This is a genomic window from Paenibacillus sp. FSL H8-0048 (genome assembly GCF_038002825.1).
Lineage (GTDB): Bacteria > Bacillota > Bacilli > Paenibacillales > Paenibacillaceae > Paenibacillus_AQ.
In genome coordinates, this window is the sequence record NZ_JBBODF010000001.1 from 5,847,289 (window position 1) to 5,863,164 (window position 15,876).

11 protein-coding genes are annotated in these 15,876 nt (G+C 56.1%); 5 read left to right on the forward strand and 6 right to left on the reverse strand.

Translation table 11 applies throughout. From position 1 onward, the window contains the following. Positions 1-7: 7 nt before the first annotated feature. From NSU18_RS25330 to NSU18_RS25345, 4 genes are all read right to left on the reverse strand, one after another. On the reverse strand, positions 8-2,095 hold the full coding sequence (locus NSU18_RS25330; RefSeq protein WP_341150346.1) for a glycosyltransferase: 2,088 nt from the start codon (positions 2,093-2,095) through the stop codon (positions 8-10). Between the two features lie 527 nt (positions 2,096-2,622). Continuing rightward, the gene (locus NSU18_RS32440) at positions 2,623-4,521 is read right to left on the reverse strand and encodes a tetratricopeptide repeat-containing glycosyltransferase family 2 protein (protein ID WP_445321825.1); all 1,899 of its coding nucleotides are present in this window, start codon (positions 4,519-4,521) and stop codon (positions 2,623-2,625) included. Next, positions 4,518-6,590 (reverse strand): glycosyltransferase, encoded by a 2,073-nt coding sequence (locus tag NSU18_RS25340; RefSeq protein ID WP_341150347.1) that lies wholly within the window; start codon positions 6,588-6,590, stop codon positions 4,518-4,520. The genes NSU18_RS32440 and NSU18_RS25340 overlap by 4 nt, the downstream gene beginning before the upstream one ends. A 158-nt stretch (positions 6,591-6,748) precedes the next feature. Continuing rightward, positions 6,749-7,846: a DUF6385 domain-containing protein gene (locus NSU18_RS25345; RefSeq protein ID WP_341150348.1), complete on the reverse strand. Its 1,098-nt coding sequence runs from the start codon at positions 7,844-7,846 to the stop codon at positions 6,749-6,751. 276 nt (positions 7,847-8,122) lie between these two features. Between NSU18_RS25345 and NSU18_RS25350 the strand changes: the two genes are divergently transcribed. From NSU18_RS25350 to NSU18_RS25360, 3 genes are all read left to right on the forward strand, one after another. Beyond that, positions 8,123-8,659, forward strand: a complete 537-nt coding sequence (locus tag NSU18_RS25350) for a hypothetical protein (RefSeq protein ID WP_341016846.1) — start codon at positions 8,123-8,125, stop codon at positions 8,657-8,659. A gap of 22 nt (positions 8,660-8,681) precedes the next feature. Next, a complete protein-coding gene (locus tag NSU18_RS25355) occupies positions 8,682-9,260 on the forward strand; it encodes a hypothetical protein (protein ID WP_341150349.1) in 579 nt (192 codons plus the stop codon). Between the two features lie 175 nt (positions 9,261-9,435). After that, complete coding sequence (locus NSU18_RS25360; RefSeq protein WP_341150350.1) at positions 9,436-10,107, forward strand: alpha/beta hydrolase; 672 nt, start codon at positions 9,436-9,438, stop codon at positions 10,105-10,107. 179 nt (positions 10,108-10,286) lie between these two features. On the opposite strand, the gene NSU18_RS25365 is transcribed toward NSU18_RS25360, so the two are convergent. Beyond that, entirely contained in the window at positions 10,287-11,315 is a 1,029-nt protein-coding gene (locus NSU18_RS25365) for a LacI family DNA-binding transcriptional regulator (protein ID WP_341150351.1), read from the reverse strand. Positions 11,316-11,431: 116 nt separating this feature from the next. Here NSU18_RS25365 and NSU18_RS25370 point away from each other — a divergent pair, with 116 nt between their 5' ends. Next, the gene (locus NSU18_RS25370) at positions 11,432-13,132 is read left to right on the forward strand and encodes an alpha amylase N-terminal ig-like domain-containing protein (protein WP_341150352.1); all 1,701 of its coding nucleotides are present in this window, start codon (positions 11,432-11,434) and stop codon (positions 13,130-13,132) included. 59 nt (positions 13,133-13,191) lie between these two features. Here NSU18_RS25370 and NSU18_RS25375 read toward each other — a convergent pair whose 3' ends face one another. Further along, on the reverse strand, positions 13,192-14,307 hold the full coding sequence (locus NSU18_RS25375; RefSeq protein ID WP_341150353.1) for a M23 family metallopeptidase: 1,116 nt from the start codon (positions 14,305-14,307) through the stop codon (positions 13,192-13,194). A 234-nt stretch (positions 14,308-14,541) separates the two neighbouring features. Here NSU18_RS25375 and lipA point away from each other — a divergent pair, with 234 nt between their 5' ends. Beyond that, on the forward strand, positions 14,542-15,447 hold the full coding sequence (lipA, locus tag NSU18_RS25380; RefSeq protein WP_341150354.1) for a lipoyl synthase: 906 nt from the start codon (positions 14,542-14,544) through the stop codon (positions 15,445-15,447). Positions 15,448-15,876: the final 429 nt, after the last annotated feature.

The window sequence follows — 15,876 nt, forward strand, 5'->3', positions numbered from 1 at the left end:
CGCCGCTTCAGACATTCTTATCTCTGTCATCCCCACTCTGAATCGCCGACTTCACAAGCACCAGCCACGGAATGCTGCCTGTAGCGGGGAGGTTGCCCTGTGAGTGAACCTCCGCCGCAAGAAGCAGCATGTGGTAGCTGAGGCCAGTGATTGCGGCAGCGCAGCCGGATTGCAGCAGTGTCTGTTCATCGGTGGACGTAAGCTTCGGGGCCTGCCCGCAAGACTGGGCGATGGCTGCATAGAGCAGCCATTCCGCAGCATCACCAGGAAGGCTATAGTGTTGTGATTGCCGGGTGTAATTCGCACACCATTGCATTTTAAAAGAAGCAGGGGCATCCAGTAGTCCTCGCAGCAGCGGCAGGGGAAGTCTGCTCCAGAGAAAGCGTGCAGCGCTAGTGGGCCTGCCAAGCACGAGCAATGTGTCCCAAGCACCTGTTTGAAGGAGAAGCTGTGCTGCGTAAGAAAAATCTGCAAAGCTAAGCGGTGTGTCTGCGCGGTGTTCCGAATCGGCCAGGCTGCCAGTATAAGGGGGATGAGTGGAGCATCCTGCTGGAAATGAAGAGATCGATTGTCCATCGGCCCCATGCTCCGCAGGGCCTGCCTGCAGCCCCGCAAGCTTGCGATGCGCGGCAGCGAGCCCGGGCGGCAGCTCCGCCAGCCGCCCCAGGCCTTGTCCTGCCGCGGCGATTCCGCCGCTGCGGCAGGACAAGGCCCACAGATAGCCGGATACCCAAGGGTTATCCGGCGCATCTCTCTGCATCCGCGCAAGCCCGGCGGATGCGGCTCCGGGCTGTTCCGGGTCCCGGAACAGCGTCCCCAGCAGCACCTGAAGCACCTGCCGGATATCCTCCGGCAGCTGCGGTGCTGCGAGAAGCGCCGCCAGCCATGGGGCGGCGCGGGCATTGAGTGCGGCAGGCACCAGCCTGCTCAGCACTCGCCGGGGCAGGGCAGGGAGCAGCTGACGGGTGAACACCGTCAGCTGCTCCGCTTGCCCGGACAGCAGGCACAGCGTGGCCAGCTGCTCCCAGGCGGCAAGATCGTCAGGCGAGCAGCCGATCGCCTGCCTGTAATGCTCCATGGCTTCCTCGTAGAGGAAGAGCCGCTCGCAGACCCGCCCGGCGAATAGGCGGGTGCGGTAGGTTCCGCTGCCGGAGGAGGAAGGGTATTTGTGTGCGGTATCCCCGCTGTCCAGCGCCTGCTGCAGCAGCGGGTACGCCCGCCATACCTGACCTTGCTCCAGCAGCAGCCCCGCATAGCTCTCCAGCAGATCGGTGAAATCTGCGTACAGCCCAATCCCGGCCTCATAGACAGACTCCGCGTCGTGAGGCCGCCCGCCCGCTTGAAGCGCAAAGGCTGTCTTAAGATACAAGTCAGCGGTATACCCGGAGTCTGGCCGAGCCTCCTCCAGCAGCGGCAGGAGACGATCTGCTGCCGCCTGATATTGTCCCTGCTGGTAATATTCCGTGCCCAGTGCGTACCGCAGAGGAACGCTGTCCGGTTCAAGCCGCAGAGCAGCGTGGATCAGCTCCAGATTGCGGCTGGCTTTATTTTTGCGCTGAAGCTCATCATCCAGATAGCCGTAATGGTGCACAGGCAGACGGGCATAAGCGATATGTCCTCCGGGGAGGCTCCAGATGCTGGAGGCCACCTCTTCATGAATGCTGCCGCGAAAACAGATACGTAAATCATTACGGAACAGCCGGCACACATTGTCTGTCACGTATTCGCGCCCGGAGCCCTCCCCCACATAATGGATAAAAGGCAGGAAATACCCGTCCGCACGCTCCGATTCCAGCAGAAGCTCCAACTCCTCCACCTTCCAGTCAGCAAGGGCTTCATCTGCATCCAGCACCAGAATCCAGCCATAGGAGGCCAACTGTAGGGTCTGATTACGGGCTTTGGAGAAATCATGCTCCCAGGGCAGCCGGATCACCCTAGCACCGAACCTGCGGGCGATAACTATACTGTTATCCTCTGATCCGGTATCAGCGATAATGATCTCCGAGACCATGCCCTGAACAGACAGCAGGCATCGCTCCAGATGCTGCGCTTCATTCCTGACGATCATGCAGAGTGAGATCCCGGGGGTATCCATGGTCTGTAAGCTCCTTTCTAACAGTAGCTGATTGAAAAAGCGGGAGTGTACAGCAAGCGGAGCGGGTATATTCCTGCCGGACTGGAGAGCCGTTATTTCCCCAAAAACAGCACTTCTTACGGAGTGGCGGACTGAGAGGACCCTATTGTCTCTCTAACCGATGATTTTGGCAGCAGATCCGTCTTTAAGCGCACTGGAGTCCGTAACTCTTCCCAATCATGCGTTTTCTCCAAAATAAACGATCCTCAGTCCGCGAGCGACCAGTCACACCGGCACTCTCCTGATAAAAAGCCGGATGCAGATGCAGGATAGTTGCAGAACGTACACTTAAAACGAGCGAAAAGGTAGACTTTTTATGGATAAATGTAGTCTGTACAACTAAAACTGGCCCAAAAGAGGAGAGGGAAGAAACGGCGGATGTTTAAATGTACGAAGTACAACTAAACGGGATATTGGTGAGCAATCAGGCGTTTTAGTTGTACCAAATACAATTAAGGCTATCGCAACTCCGATCATCTGATGATGTACTAATCGGCTGGTCTGGGAAGCGGAAGTGTGAGGCGCGCAGCCGCAGCCGCCGGTGAGTATATGGCCGAAGTTACGAGCGAAGCCAGAACCTTGTCAGCCAACAGAATCCAGGGCTGCACAGCCGCAGCAACATCAGACAAGGGGAGGGTGGTGTTCCGGTCCGCCGGGACAACTGCAGGATGATTAAGCAGCCCGGTGATATCAGCGTAGCCCAGCTCCGCTGCGGAAGCTGCTTCCGCCCGCTGCAACAGCTTCAACAAATCAGCGGCAGGCGGCACCTCAGGCCCTGCATCATCTACGGTTCCCGCATCGTGCAACACATTATCCATCACTCCCGCACTCTGCGCCGCCGCACCCAACGCTCCCGCATCATGCATAACACTATCCATTACTCCCGCACCCCGCGCCCCAGCATCATTCTCACCTGCACTCTGCATCGTCGCATCCAACGCCCCTACATCTTGCATCACACTATCCATCCCTTCAGAACCCCGCGCTCCAGCATCGTTCTCACCCGCACTTCGCCCAGTTGCACCCAACGTTCCCGCATCTTTTGCAGCCGCATCCATCACACCCGCACTCTGCACCGCCGCATCCACCACACCCGCACTCTGCGCCGTACCGTCCATCTCACCCGCAGCAGCCCCGCCCCCAACCACAGCAGCCGCCGCTGTGTAACAGCCATCCCTTACCAGCAGGCGCAATAGCTCCTGGCGCTGCTCTGTCAGGATGCCAGGCAGCTGCCCGGCCAGCCAGCCGTGGAGCTCTGGCTCGCGGCCTGTGCATTTGAACAGGCGCGTGAGCCGGGGGATCAGCGGCCAGGGGTCCGGCTGGAGCTGGGCTGCTCTGGTGAAGCAGGCTGCCGCTTCTTGCGCTTCGCCGATCTGCTGGCAGACCTGCCCCAGCAGCGTGTGGGTGAGATAGGTGCCTAACCCGGATTCCGTATGGTAGAGGGGAGGGGAGGCTCCAATCTCCAGTGCCCGGCACAGCGCGGTCTTGGCTTCGGCTAAGGCAGACACCTGTAGCAGCAGCGCACCTTTGAGGTGGTGAAGATCGGAGTAATCCGGGAAGAGTGTGCTTCCCTGCCCGCAAGCCTCCAATGCACCCGGGTAATCACCGGTTACCGCCAGGCAGCGGACTTTGTATTTATAGAGCAGGTGAACATAGCTGGTACCCGGCTCGGCCAGGTTCAGCGAGGTGCCGATATGCTCCAGCGCCTGCCCGTAATCGCCCAGCCGCATATATTCAACCGCCAGGTTGAAATGCTGAAAAGCATCTCCGGGACTCTGCTCCAGCTGCTGCTTCAGCAATCCGAGATTACGGCTGATTTTGTCTTTCTGCTCCACGACCCCGTCGGCATAGCCATAGTGATGGACAATGACGGTGCCCATATGCATCGCGGCATCCGGGGTCTCCTGCACAATGACAGCCGCAATCTGCTCATGAATAATGCCGCTGAAGCGATAATTCGGACGGTTCTTGAACATCCGGAGGATCGGGTTAACCGTAAGCGTCTGCGAAGCACGCTCCGTCCCCTGATGATTATGAATCCGCACAAAAAAAGCCTCATACTCCGTATGCTTCGCGCACACCAGCAGCTCCTCCCGGCTCCCCGGCTCCAGCTCCTCATCTGCATCCAGCACCAGAATCCAGGTGCCCTGCGCCAGGGCCAGTCCGGCATTGCGTGCGGCGGCAAAATCCCCGTTCCACGGGTAATTGATGATCCGGGCACCGAAGCTGCGGGCGATCTGGCGGGTGGCGTCGGTGGAGCCAGTGTCCACAATGATGATTTCATCCACAGTCCCGCGCACACTCCGGAGACAACGGGCCAGGTTGTCGGCTTCATTTTTGACGATCATGCACAAGGAGATCAACAGTTGCTCTGGTTTCGTGGTCATAAGCTCAGCTCCGCTCCTCTCTGCCGCTGGGTGTAATTCCACTTCGTATGCCAGGGGGTGCAGCGCAGCACCGCGATGGATTGGGCAACCGCTGCCCTGTCCTCCTGAAGCGGCCCCTGAGCCGGCTGTCCCGCCCCCTGGAGACGTTCTACAGCTTCTGCGAGCCGCTGCTCCGCCAGATACAGATAACAGAGCGCCAGTCCGGTGCTGACGGCATCGTCTGCAGGCGATTCCCCCAGGGCAAGCCGGTACCAGCCCGCAGCCTCCGCATAATGCCCTTTATCTATGAGCAGTTCTCCGAGATACCGCAGGGTTGCGCCCGAAGCGTCTTTACTGTCTGCAAGGCTGATGAATAGTTCCCCCGCCTCTGCACGCCAGCCTTCCTCATACAGCGCTTCTGCCAGAGTGCGTGTATGTGCCGGGAGGCGTCCAACCAGCCGCTTGCCCAGCGCGATGAACTGGTGCTTCACAGCGAGCCTTATCACCTCGGCAAGCAGCGGAGAGTCCCCGGTGCTAGCGAAGTCTCCCTGCGGCTCAGCGGAATCAAGAGACAATTCCCTGTCGATCTCAAGCACTGCGAAGCGCACTTCCGCAGGGAATTGCAGCCACAGCTCCTCCTGCAGCCTCCCGCCCAGCTCCCACGTTAAGACGGCCTCAAGCAGGCAGAGCTGCCGCAGAGTCTCCGCATTTAGGCCATCCGGTGACAGTTGGGTGGGATTAGCCCGCAGCTTGGCGGTAGTCTTCCTGAATGTATGATAATTTCCGGTAATGATCCAGGAAGACAGCAGGAACAGCAAGGTGTCCTCTTCCAGCGGACAGACGGCGGGCGGCAGCTCTGCAATCGCCTTATAAGCGTCCAGCCGATACAATGTTCCGATTATTGCGGTTCTTGAAGCACGCTGCGCTGTACCGGTTAGCTGTATCAAGAGTGCGGCAATCTCTCCATCCGGCACCTCCAGCTCCTGAAAAGCAGAAGTGATCCCCTCCAGAGCGGGGAGATACAGGGAGTGCTGCTGTAGCGCTCGATGGTACAGCTGCGCGGCTTCCTTCTGCTTCCCGAGCTGCTGGAAAATGGCCCCCATCCGGTGCAGCGGGCGGAAGCTGTCCATGCCCTGTTCAGTGACATATGCTCTGCGCGGAGCCGGGGCAGACGTGGTATCTATGGCGTGCTGGTAAGACTGGACAGCGCGTTCATAGAACCCTTGGCTCTCCCAGGACTGGCCCTGCATGTAATGCAGGTCGGGATAATCTCCATAACGTGTCAGCTCGCGGGTCAGCAGGCTGTCGACCGCTTTTACATGACCGTTGGCCAAATCAATTGTACACAGATCGCGAATGATCGAGGGACGGTAAGAGGCCTGAAGCGGAGCGAGGGTAAGACTCTGGCGCAGCAGTTCTCCGGCTTCCTTCAGCCGCCCGCCCTGACAGCAGTTGACCGCCAGATTATAACGGGTGAACACATCGTCAGGCTCTTCCGCAAGTGCAAGACGCAGCAGGTGCTCGTTGCGGCTGATTTTATGCCTGGCGCTCATGACCGGGGGCAGGTAGCCGAAGTGAAGAATCTCTATTGGACTGGCCCAGGTGGCGGCGGACCCATGTTTTGTGAGAATAGAGGACTCCACGCTCTCATGAATTCTTCCACTGAAAAGATAGCCCTGCCCACCCCGGAACAACCGCACCGGATAGTGATACAGACGATCCTCGGGCCTGCTTCCCAGCAGGTTCTCTATACGCACCGTGTACGCTTCGGCTGTGCTGCCCACGAGAATCTCCTTAATTGACGCTATGGAAGTTTGCAGGATTTCATCTGCATCCAGAACCAGTATCCAGCTGCTGGCTGCATGGGAGAGACCGGTATTGCGTGCTTCTGAGAAATGATGATTCCACTGGGCTTCAATGACCGTTGCCCCATATCTGCGGGCGATCTCCACGGACGAATCGGTTGAGCCGGTATCGACAACGATGATTTCATCGGCGCCCTGCAGGCTGGCTAGACAACGGGGGAGCAGCTCGGCTTCATTGTTGACAATGAGCTGTACTCCGAGTGTAGGTGTGGCAGATAGATTCAAGATTGTTCCTCCTTCGCGGGCCTTAGTTCCTCCGGGTATTCTGCAAAAATAAGCATGTATAAGCGTGCCGTCTTATGTAGATGCGGAATACCGCACAGGAAAGAGTACATGGGTACCCATGCACTCCTCTCTTCTGCATCGTATGACGGTAACTAGGCTTACGTTCCTTGTGCATCAAAAATAACATTAAGCGTAGAAGCTGCACCCGGCGTGGCGGATTGATAGGAAAGGCGGGTGTATTTCAGGAACCGGGCAGGCACAATTACGTCTACAGAACCTGCTGCCAGCGGGTTGTCTCCGGTCGTATCGACGAAATAGTTGGTTCCGTCTGCGCTGATTTCGACCCGTGTATTCACCGGATTGGCCCCGGTATTCACAATGAAGTAGGAATAGGTGCCAAGGACACTGGTATTGTTGGCAGGCAGCGGCGTATAGGTATCCGAAGTAGCAATTGCCGATGTAGGCAGCTCAACGAAGCTGCGCTGGGAAATGGAGGTCACGCTGCTCAGTGTACCAGCGGTGATAGTCGCACCAAGCACGCTAGTAATGGTACCGCCGAGGATATTGGTCACTGTACCAGCGGATGATAGAGTACCAGCGGTGATAGTCGCACCAAGCACGCTAGTAATGGTACCGCCGAGGATATTGGTCACTGTACCAGCGGATGATAGAGTACCAGCGGTGATAGTCGCACCAAGCACACTAGTAATCGTACCGTCTAGCAGGTTAGTCACTGTACCAGCAGATGATAGAGTACCAGCGGTGATAGTCGCACCAAGCACGCTAGTAATCGTACCGTCTAGCAGGTTAGTCACTGTACCAGCGGATGTTAATGTACCAGCGGTGATAGTCGCACCAAGCACGCTAGTAATGGTACCGTCTAGCAGATTAGTCACTGTACCAGCGGATGATAGAGTACCAGCGGTGATAGTCGCACCAAGCACGCTAGTAATGGTACCGTCTAGCAGGTTAGTCACTGTACCAGCAGATGATAGAGTACCAGCGGTGATAGTCGCACCAAGCACGCTAGTAATCGTACCGCCGAGGATGTTGGTTACTGTACCAGCAGATGTTAATGTACCAGCAGTGATCGTTGCGCCAAGTACACTAGAGATGGTGCCGTTCAAAATGACGGTGGTCAGGTTCCCGCTGGCATCCGTAGTTAACGGCCGGTCGATCAGGGTCGAGGGGTCCCGGCCAAAAATAAGCGTACGCAAATTATCCGGGTTTGCCTGAAATGAACTGAAATTTGGCAAATGGAGTCATCCTTTCTGTGGGCAATTTTTGCTGTCAGCCTGCTCATGAAAAGACCCAAACCGTCGTCTGGGTCCTTAAGCATGTATAGTCTGCCAGTTAATAGAGGGAGGAGCGTGTAGCTGGGCAGGAACCATTCGAATGGTGTGATATTAGGATATGGAGCTTTTTAAGAGAATGACTGGGTTACCTCTGCAAAAATACGCAGCTGCCAAACAACCTGCCGGACAGCCTCGCATACTATGAACATATGCTAGACCGACAGAAGGAGTGAGAATATGCCGAATGAGACTGTATTTAACCAGAATAGCCAGCCGCTGTATACCGAGCAGGTTAACACCTATATTGCACCCGGAATTGATACTCTGCCTGAAGCGGGAGCTGCGATGTCAGGTTTATTGTTTGGAATTCCTTTTGCCTCCACGGTGGGTACTTCCACCCCGCTTGTCATGCAGGTAGCTAATCCCGGCGGTAGCGGACGTACCTTATATATCTCCCGCATTATCGCAAGCACGGGTACAGCGTCGGTCACTTTAACACTATTGCGCAATGCAACGGTGGGCGGCTCAACAATTACTCCGGTTAACTATAACTTCGGGAGTTCAGTCACCAGCATCAGTACTGCCCGGACCGCTACGGCCGCGCCTACAGGTTCTCCGGCGACATTAATGTCGATGCAGCTGGCTATAGGCCCGGTCATCCTTAATATGGACGGCAGGATTATCCTGCCACCCGGCAACTCGCTTACACTATCGGTAACGATTGCATCAGGGAGTACTGCGGCAACGGGAAATATCAGCTGGTGGGAATTCTGAGCGGAAGGGGAGAGGATGAACCATGCCCAATAACTATGTAATCAATGACAATGACCAGCCGGTCTATGTGGAAATGACGAATACCTTCCGTGCACCGGATATCAGCGCCCCGCCAGAGATCAGCGCTTCGCAGGCAGCCGTATTATTCTCGGCGAATGCCTCGAACTCGGCAACGATCGTGCTGTCGCTTCTCTCGGCCGTTATTTCGGTCCGCATCAGTAATCCTGCGGGCAGCGGCCGGACCTTGTATCTGTCCCGGATCAGCGGCAGTATTGGCGGTACCTCGGTGCTGACCTCGATCTCCGGCAGCTTTACCATTGTCAAAGGAGGGACGATATCCTCGCCGTCCACGGTGACGCCGGTGAATAATAATCTGGCCAGCGCAGCAGCCAGCTCCATGACGGTCCAGTCCAGCGCAGCAGCTATTTCCGGGGGCAGTGTGCTGGCGAATGTTCAGATTGCGCCGGGTGTGTTCAGTCCGGCTTTTACCGGCAGCATTATCGTCCCTCCGAACAATGTCATCAGCATCAGCGTAAGCTCCTCAAGCGCGGCAGTCGGGACAATTATATCTGCATTAAGCCTGAACTGGTGGGAGAGATAGCAGGTTGGTGCTTCAGCACCTCTATAGATGATTCACGCTAGACATTATCCTTCTATTTCTTGCTGAAGTAATACCGTCGCTACAAGGAGGCCGAACCCGTGTCGGCTTGACTTTAGGATGTCTAAGGTTTATTTTTCTATAAATGGATGAAATAGAGGATTGGGGAGGAGGAAGGATGGAGACTTGTCTATTTATACACGGCTTCACCGGAGGCAAATACGAGATTTCTCCGCTTGCGCAGTATCTGGAGGCGAATGGCTATGTGTCCAGAATGTTTACCTTGCATGGACATGGAGGCGGCAGAAGGGAGCTGCTCCACTCAAGCCGGGGGGACTGGCAGCTAAGCGCCGAGGAGGAACTCAAGCAGCTATTCCCAAGCTCCGACAAAGTACATCTGATCGGCTTCTCTACCGGAGCGCTGATTGCATCGTGTCTGTCCGTTCAGTATTCTTCCCGGATTCAGTCGCTCACTCTGTTGTCTACCCCGGTGTATCCGCTCAATCCGGCCGAGATTCTGCGCACACTGGTCCGCCCGGAGATGCTGCGGAATTATCTGAGCAAATGGGGCTCTACACCCATGAAGGCCACGCGGGAGTTCCAGCGGCTGGTTCGTGAGAGCTTCCAGGTCTATCCGCAGCTGGAGGTGCCGACCTTGATTGTACAGGGCAGTCGGGATCATCTGGTGAGATTCAAAAGTGCGGGCTATCTCCGGCAGACGATCCCCTCGGAACGCAAACAGGTGCTGATTATGGAGCAAAGCGGACATATGGTCTGCCATAGCGCGGAGAGTCCTGCGATGATGGATGAAGTACTCCGGTTTATCCGCCGCTCGGGCGAGTCCGGGTAAACGAAGAACCCTTCCAGGGCTGGAAAGGGTTCTTCTGTCTGTCGCTTACTCTATGATATACATTGACATTGCGGAGGGGGCGTGGTATTTTCAGCTTAAGGAAACCGGTTTCCTTGCTAAAAGGGGATGAATACCTTCCTCCGCTATTCTACTATTCCGTTATTTCGTGATTCTGTTAGTTATTCCGCAGCAGCCCCGCCGCTTCGCTTGGAAGATAACCGGGGAATTAACTCCGGCTCCAGCAGTTGTCCGCTCACGGCAGCTTCTTTGTTATCCAGTTTGTCCATCAATAGCCGTCCTGCGGATGCGCCGAGCTGGAAGGTATCCATATCGAGTGAAGTCAGCGGAGGAGTAGTGTAGGGAGACAAGGGATAATCATCGAACGTGGCAATGCCCAGCTGTGAAGGAATGGAGATATTCAATTCCCGGGCCGCCTGCAGCACACCGTAAGCGGAGAAGTTGCTCATGCAGACGATGGAGCCGGGGGAATTCGCACTTTGCAGCAGCTGCTTGGCTGCCTGATAGCCATCCTCCTGGGCCGCACGGCCATTGATGATCCAGCCGCTGTGCACAGCCATTCCCGCCTCGCCGAGTGCCCGCTGATAGCCGGCTGCACGGCGCAGGAAGAGCGGCTCATCCTTCTCACCGCCGATGAAGGCCACAGACGGATAGCCCTGCTCCAGCAGATGCCGGGTCAGCATGAATCCGCCCAGCTCATTGTCGCAATCGACCCAGATTCCCGGAGCGTTGATCTCACCGATGGAGATATAAGGGAACTCAAGACGGTTCAGCTCCGCACACAGGTCTGGAGTCAGCACTGAGGTGTTGGCAATAATGCCGTCCACCCGCTTATTCAGCACCAGCCTCTGCAGGAAATGCCCCTCCGCATGGTCATGCTGGATATTGGCAATGGTCAGCTCATATTTCAGAGGACCGATGACGCTCTCCACCCCGCCGATAATGTTATAAAAGAACTGGTTGAGAAACTCGCTTTCCTTAGACATATCAATCAGGATAGCTATCGTATTGCTGCTCTGTCTGGCTAGTCCGGTGGCGATGCTGCTCGGAGTATAGTTCATCTGCTTGATGATGTCCCGGACCCGGGCCTTCGTTTCCTCGGATATTTTGGGAGAGTCGTTCATGACCTTGGATACAGTGGATTTCGCGACACCCGCTGCCTGGGCGATATCCTTAATAGTAACTTTCATAGCTTTCCCTCCCGTCCTTACGGTATGGTTCGCCCTAATGGCGAACTTTGTTCTACCTGTCATAATAACACAGTTGCTGAAGCTGCTCTATGCGGCATAAAAGGAGACTATACAGTATGCTTAACCGGTTATTCGTCTATCACACAGCGGAGGACCCCTTCGCCTTCCCGGCAGGCCCCCGCCTGCTTAAACTCAGACTATTCGTGCAGAGCGGACAGTCCCTGTCCTGCACGGTTGTCCACGCTGACCGTTATGATTCACCTGGTCATGAGCTTCCACAGGAGATGGAGCGGACCGGCTGTGCCGGAGCGTATGACATACATGAAGCCCTGGTTCCGGCCGGGACTGGAAAATGCCGTTATCTGTTCCACATCGGGAATCCAGCGGGCGAATACATATGGTACGGGGAGCGGGGATGCTCGGAGAACAGGGAGCAGGCGGGTGCCTTTCAGTATGCCTATATTCACCGCCCGCACGCCATCGCGCTGCCTGCCTGGAGTTCAGATGCGGTAGTCTACCAGATTTATCCCGAGAGCTACCATCAGGGGACGCTTCAAGGCATTACTGACAAGCTTACATACTTGCAAGAGCTTGGCGTAACTGCTATTTATATGACGCCTATCTTTGAATCGCCTTCCGGGCATAAGTACAATACCTCCGATTACTATAAGGTAGACCCCGGATTCGGGACGCTTGAGGATCTGAAGACGCTGGTCGGGACTGCACACCGGCTGGGGATGAAGGTCCTGCTGGATGCGGTTTTTAACCATTCCGGCGATACCTTTTTTGCCTTCCGGGATGTCTTGGAGCATGGAGAGGCCTCGCGCTACAAAGACTGGTTCTTCATCCATTCCTTCCCGGTCAGTACTACGCCGGCTCCCGGCTATGAGACCTTCGCCAAGGCGGAGGCGAGTATGCCGAAGCTGAATATGGATCATCCCGAGGTAGCGGATTATATGATGAACGTAGCCAGGTATTGGGTGCGGGAAGCAGGTATCGACGGCTGGAGGCTGGATGTGGCCAATGAGGTGACTCCGGCCTTCTGGACAAGATTGCGGCGGGAGCTGAAGGCGGAATTCCCGGACCTTCTGCTGATCGGCGAGATTATGCATGCTTCCGGGCCTTGGCTGCGGGGAGACCAGTTCGACGGCGGCATGAATTACCTGCTGCGGGATGCGGTGCTGGAGTTTTTTGCAGCGCAGTCTGCGGGTCCGACCCGGTTCATGGAACAACTGCTGCATCAGGAGGCCTTGTACAATGATCAGGCCAATTCGGCGATGTTCCAGCTGCTGGGCAGCCACGATACACTGCGTTTCCTGACTGCCTGCAAGGAGGGAGGGCGGGGCTGGGACCGGGAAGCTACGGCAATGAGCCGGATGCGGCTGGCTGTCTTTTTCCAGATGACCTATATAGGCCTGCCGATGATCTATTATGGGGATGAGGTTGGAATGGAAGGTGCGACAGACCCGGATTGCAGGAGGCCGATGCTCTGGGAGGAGCAGGCTCAGCATACCGGACTGCTGGACTGGTACAAGCGGCTTATCTCGCTGAGAAAAGAGCATGAGGTCCTGCACCGAGGGGCTTTCCGCCCCTGGTTCACAGATGAGACGCGGGGTATCCTTGGCTATGTCCGGCGCAGCGGGCAGGACCAGATGGGGCTGATTATCAATAACTCCCCCAACCGCTACCATCTGGAGCTGCCGGCCTACCGTTCGGACACCAAAGTGCTGACCGAGCTGTTAAGCGGACACACCCTCCGCAGCTCAAGCAAGCTTCTTGTGGAGATCGGGCCGTTTGGCTGTCTGATGCTGCACTAACCTGTAACCTCTGTCCCGGGCAAGAGAGTAAAGGACTCTGAGGGGGCAGCCTGCAGGTGTTATTTCTTCTTTTTGTTTTGCCGCAGCTGCCGGAATTCCTGGTTCTCCCATTGCTTGAGCAACGGGTAGGGATCGAAGGCCCATTCCGTAATTCCGCGGTCACGGTAGATGCCATAATGCAGGTGGGGCGGGAACTTGCCCTGTGTGCCCGGGCTGCCGTAGCCGGAGCTGCCGACCCAGCCGATGGTCTGTCCCGGAGTGACAATATCCCCCCGCAGGAGGGATTTCTCATACCCCATCAGGTGGGCATAATAATGGTAGCGGTTCTCGATATCGCGGATACCGATGCGCCATCCGCCGTAGCGGTTCCAGCCCTTGGTCTCAACAATGCCGAAGCAGGTGCTGCGCACCGTCAAGCCATGCGGCGCGAACAGATCCGTGCCTTCGTGAATGCGCGCGCCGCCCCAGCTCCGGCCCGTTCCCCAGGTGCTGCGGTAGGCATAATTGGTCCCTATCGGCAGCGGAAATGCACTGCCGGACAGGTCCAGCCGTCCGAAATGCTCATATAGCTTGGCGAACTGGGAGACGCGCTGGGCGGCCCGCCCGTTGTGATAGTACTCCCAGATCCCAATATTGAAGTCCGTAGCGGAATCCCCGTATTTGAGCAAGTGGCTAGCCATGCTGTATAGCACATCTGCATCGCTCTCGGGATCTGCGATGCCGTCCCCTGATCCGTCCAGCCCGAAGCCGCCGAAGAAGCGGATCGATTCGGGCTGCTTGTCGTTCTGATCCGGGTTCAGCGGACCGGACCATACCGGCGCCGGAATCATAATTCCGGTAAGCCGTGGCTTAGCCGCTGCAGAAGGGGGTTCTGCGGCGGCTGTTTTTTTGCTCTTCCTGGCAATGGTCCGTTCGTACTGATCGATGGCAGCGAAGCGGTACCAGGGAATGCCGGTTGCCGCGCCCATCTGCTCAAAGAGCTGCTTGCGGTCAGCGGCGGCAGTCTCTTTGCTGTTTGCGGGAGCGGGAGAAGGACTACCTGAGCTCAGTTCTGGAATTTTATGATAACGGGCAGCTTGGGCATGTTCGGCAGGACTACCGCTCCAGAGCAGGGCGGCGGCAGATATGCACATCAAGGTTCTGCGGGTGTAGGGGCTTTTTAATAAGGCCAGCATAATCTCATCCTCCTGCGTTTGGGCGCATGAATTGCATATAGGTTTGCGGAAGCGGCACCCGGGCCGGGTGCTTTTCTTTAGATTGAAGCAAAAGGACTTTTTTTATCCATGACCGCTCCAAGGTTCACAAAAACAGGCAAACGCCTACTTCACATGCTATAATATGAGGCAGCAACTTTTGACTGTGAAAGAAATGGACATTGACATTCAGATCGAAAGCGGGGTCTCATCACTTTGACTAATCGAACAGCCAAACAGCCCAAGCCAGACTGGATCAAAATCAAGTTAACCACCGGTGAAGAATATCAGGAAATTAAGGGTATGATGCGCTCGAAGACGTTACATACCGTATGCGAGGAAGCACGCTGTCCTAATATTTATGAGTGCTGGGCTAACCGCACGGCCACCTTCATGATTCTGGGGGATATCTGTACGCGCGCTTGCCGATTCTGTGCGGTGAATACAGGCCTGCCTACCGAGCTGGATCTGCTGGAGCCGGAACGTGTGGCAGAGGCTGCCGAAGGTATGCAGCTTAAGCATTGTGTGGTTACGAGCGTCGCCCGCGATGATCTGAAGGATGGGGGGGCGGCGATTTTTGCCGAGACCGTGTCCGCGATCCGTAAGCGCCTTCCTCTATGCAGCATTGAAGTGCTGATTTCTGATTTCCTGGGGGACCGCGCGAGCCTGGAGACCGTGATGAACAGCCGCCCGGATATCCTGAACCACAATATTGAGACCGTGGAACGGATGTCTGACCGTGTCCGGGCCCGGGCCAAATACCGCCGTTCCCTGGAGCTGCTGCGCCGGGCCAAGGAGATGAAGCCGGAGATTCCGACCAAATCGAGTATTATGCTTGGCGTCGGTGAGCAGTGGGATGAGATTCTGCAGGCGATGGATGACCTTAGAGCCGTAGATTGTGATATATTGACATTAGGACAATATCTTCAGCCTTCGCCGAAGCATCTGAATGTGGAGAAATACTATCCGCCCGAGGAGTTCGCTGTGCTGAAGGAAGAGGGCCTGAAGCGCGGCTTCAGCCATGTGGAGGCCGGCCCGCTGGTGCGCAGCTCTTATCGTGCACATGAGCAGGTGAAGTCTGCTGCCGTGGCCCGTGAGGCGCGTTCTGTTTCGCAGGCATAGATGTTTAGCGGCAACTACGCCCCTCACAATACCGAGCCTTTAAGTTTTATTAGAATTTGCTAGGGCAAATTCCCCGCATGACGAAGTCACAGGCAGTTTTTTGTTTAAGGTTTTTGTTTTAAGGTTTAGGGCTTTAACGTTTTAGGGTTTTAACGTTCTAGGTTTTAAGCTTTATGGTTTTCGGTTTTAAGTGGTTTTAGGTTTTAAAAAGGGGTTTGAAAAGGCTGAAAGAACCAATGCCGCAATAGCGGCGAGGTTCTTGGGTGGCGGTTGCACCCCCTTCGCGTTGATGGAGTCATGGAGAGGGATTTTGAAATTGTAGGAGCGGCAGCGTCCGCCTGAGAGCTTTCCTCTGGAAAGCTTGCATCGTAAGCATAAGCTGTGGTCTGATTTCACCGCCTAGCGGTTAAATGGAAGAAATCAGACCAC

Coding starts and splice junctions, on each gene's coding strand:
- NSU18_RS25365 (WP_341150351.1), bottom strand. CDS start 11,315: ATGAAAGTTACTATTAAGGATATCGCCCAGGCAGCGGGTGTCGCGAAA.
- NSU18_RS25375 (WP_341150353.1), bottom strand. CDS start 14,307: ATGCTGGCCTTATTAAAAAGCCCCTACACCCGCAGAACCTTGATGTGC.
- NSU18_RS25370 (WP_341150352.1), top strand. CDS start 11,432: ATGCTTAACCGGTTATTCGTCTATCACACAGCGGAGGACCCCTTCGCC.
- NSU18_RS25355 (WP_341150349.1), top strand. CDS start 8,682: ATGCCCAATAACTATGTAATCAATGACAATGACCAGCCGGTCTATGTG.
- NSU18_RS32440 (WP_445321825.1), bottom strand. CDS start 4,521: ATGACCACGAAACCAGAGCAACTGTTGATCTCCTTGTGCATGATCGTC.
- NSU18_RS25330 (WP_341150346.1), bottom strand. CDS start 2,095: ATGGATACCCCCGGGATCTCACTCTGCATGATCGTCAGGAATGAAGCG.
- NSU18_RS25350 (WP_341016846.1), top strand. CDS start 8,123: ATGCCGAATGAGACTGTATTTAACCAGAATAGCCAGCCGCTGTATACC.
- NSU18_RS25360 (WP_341150350.1), top strand. CDS start 9,436: ATGGAGACTTGTCTATTTATACACGGCTTCACCGGAGGCAAATACGAG.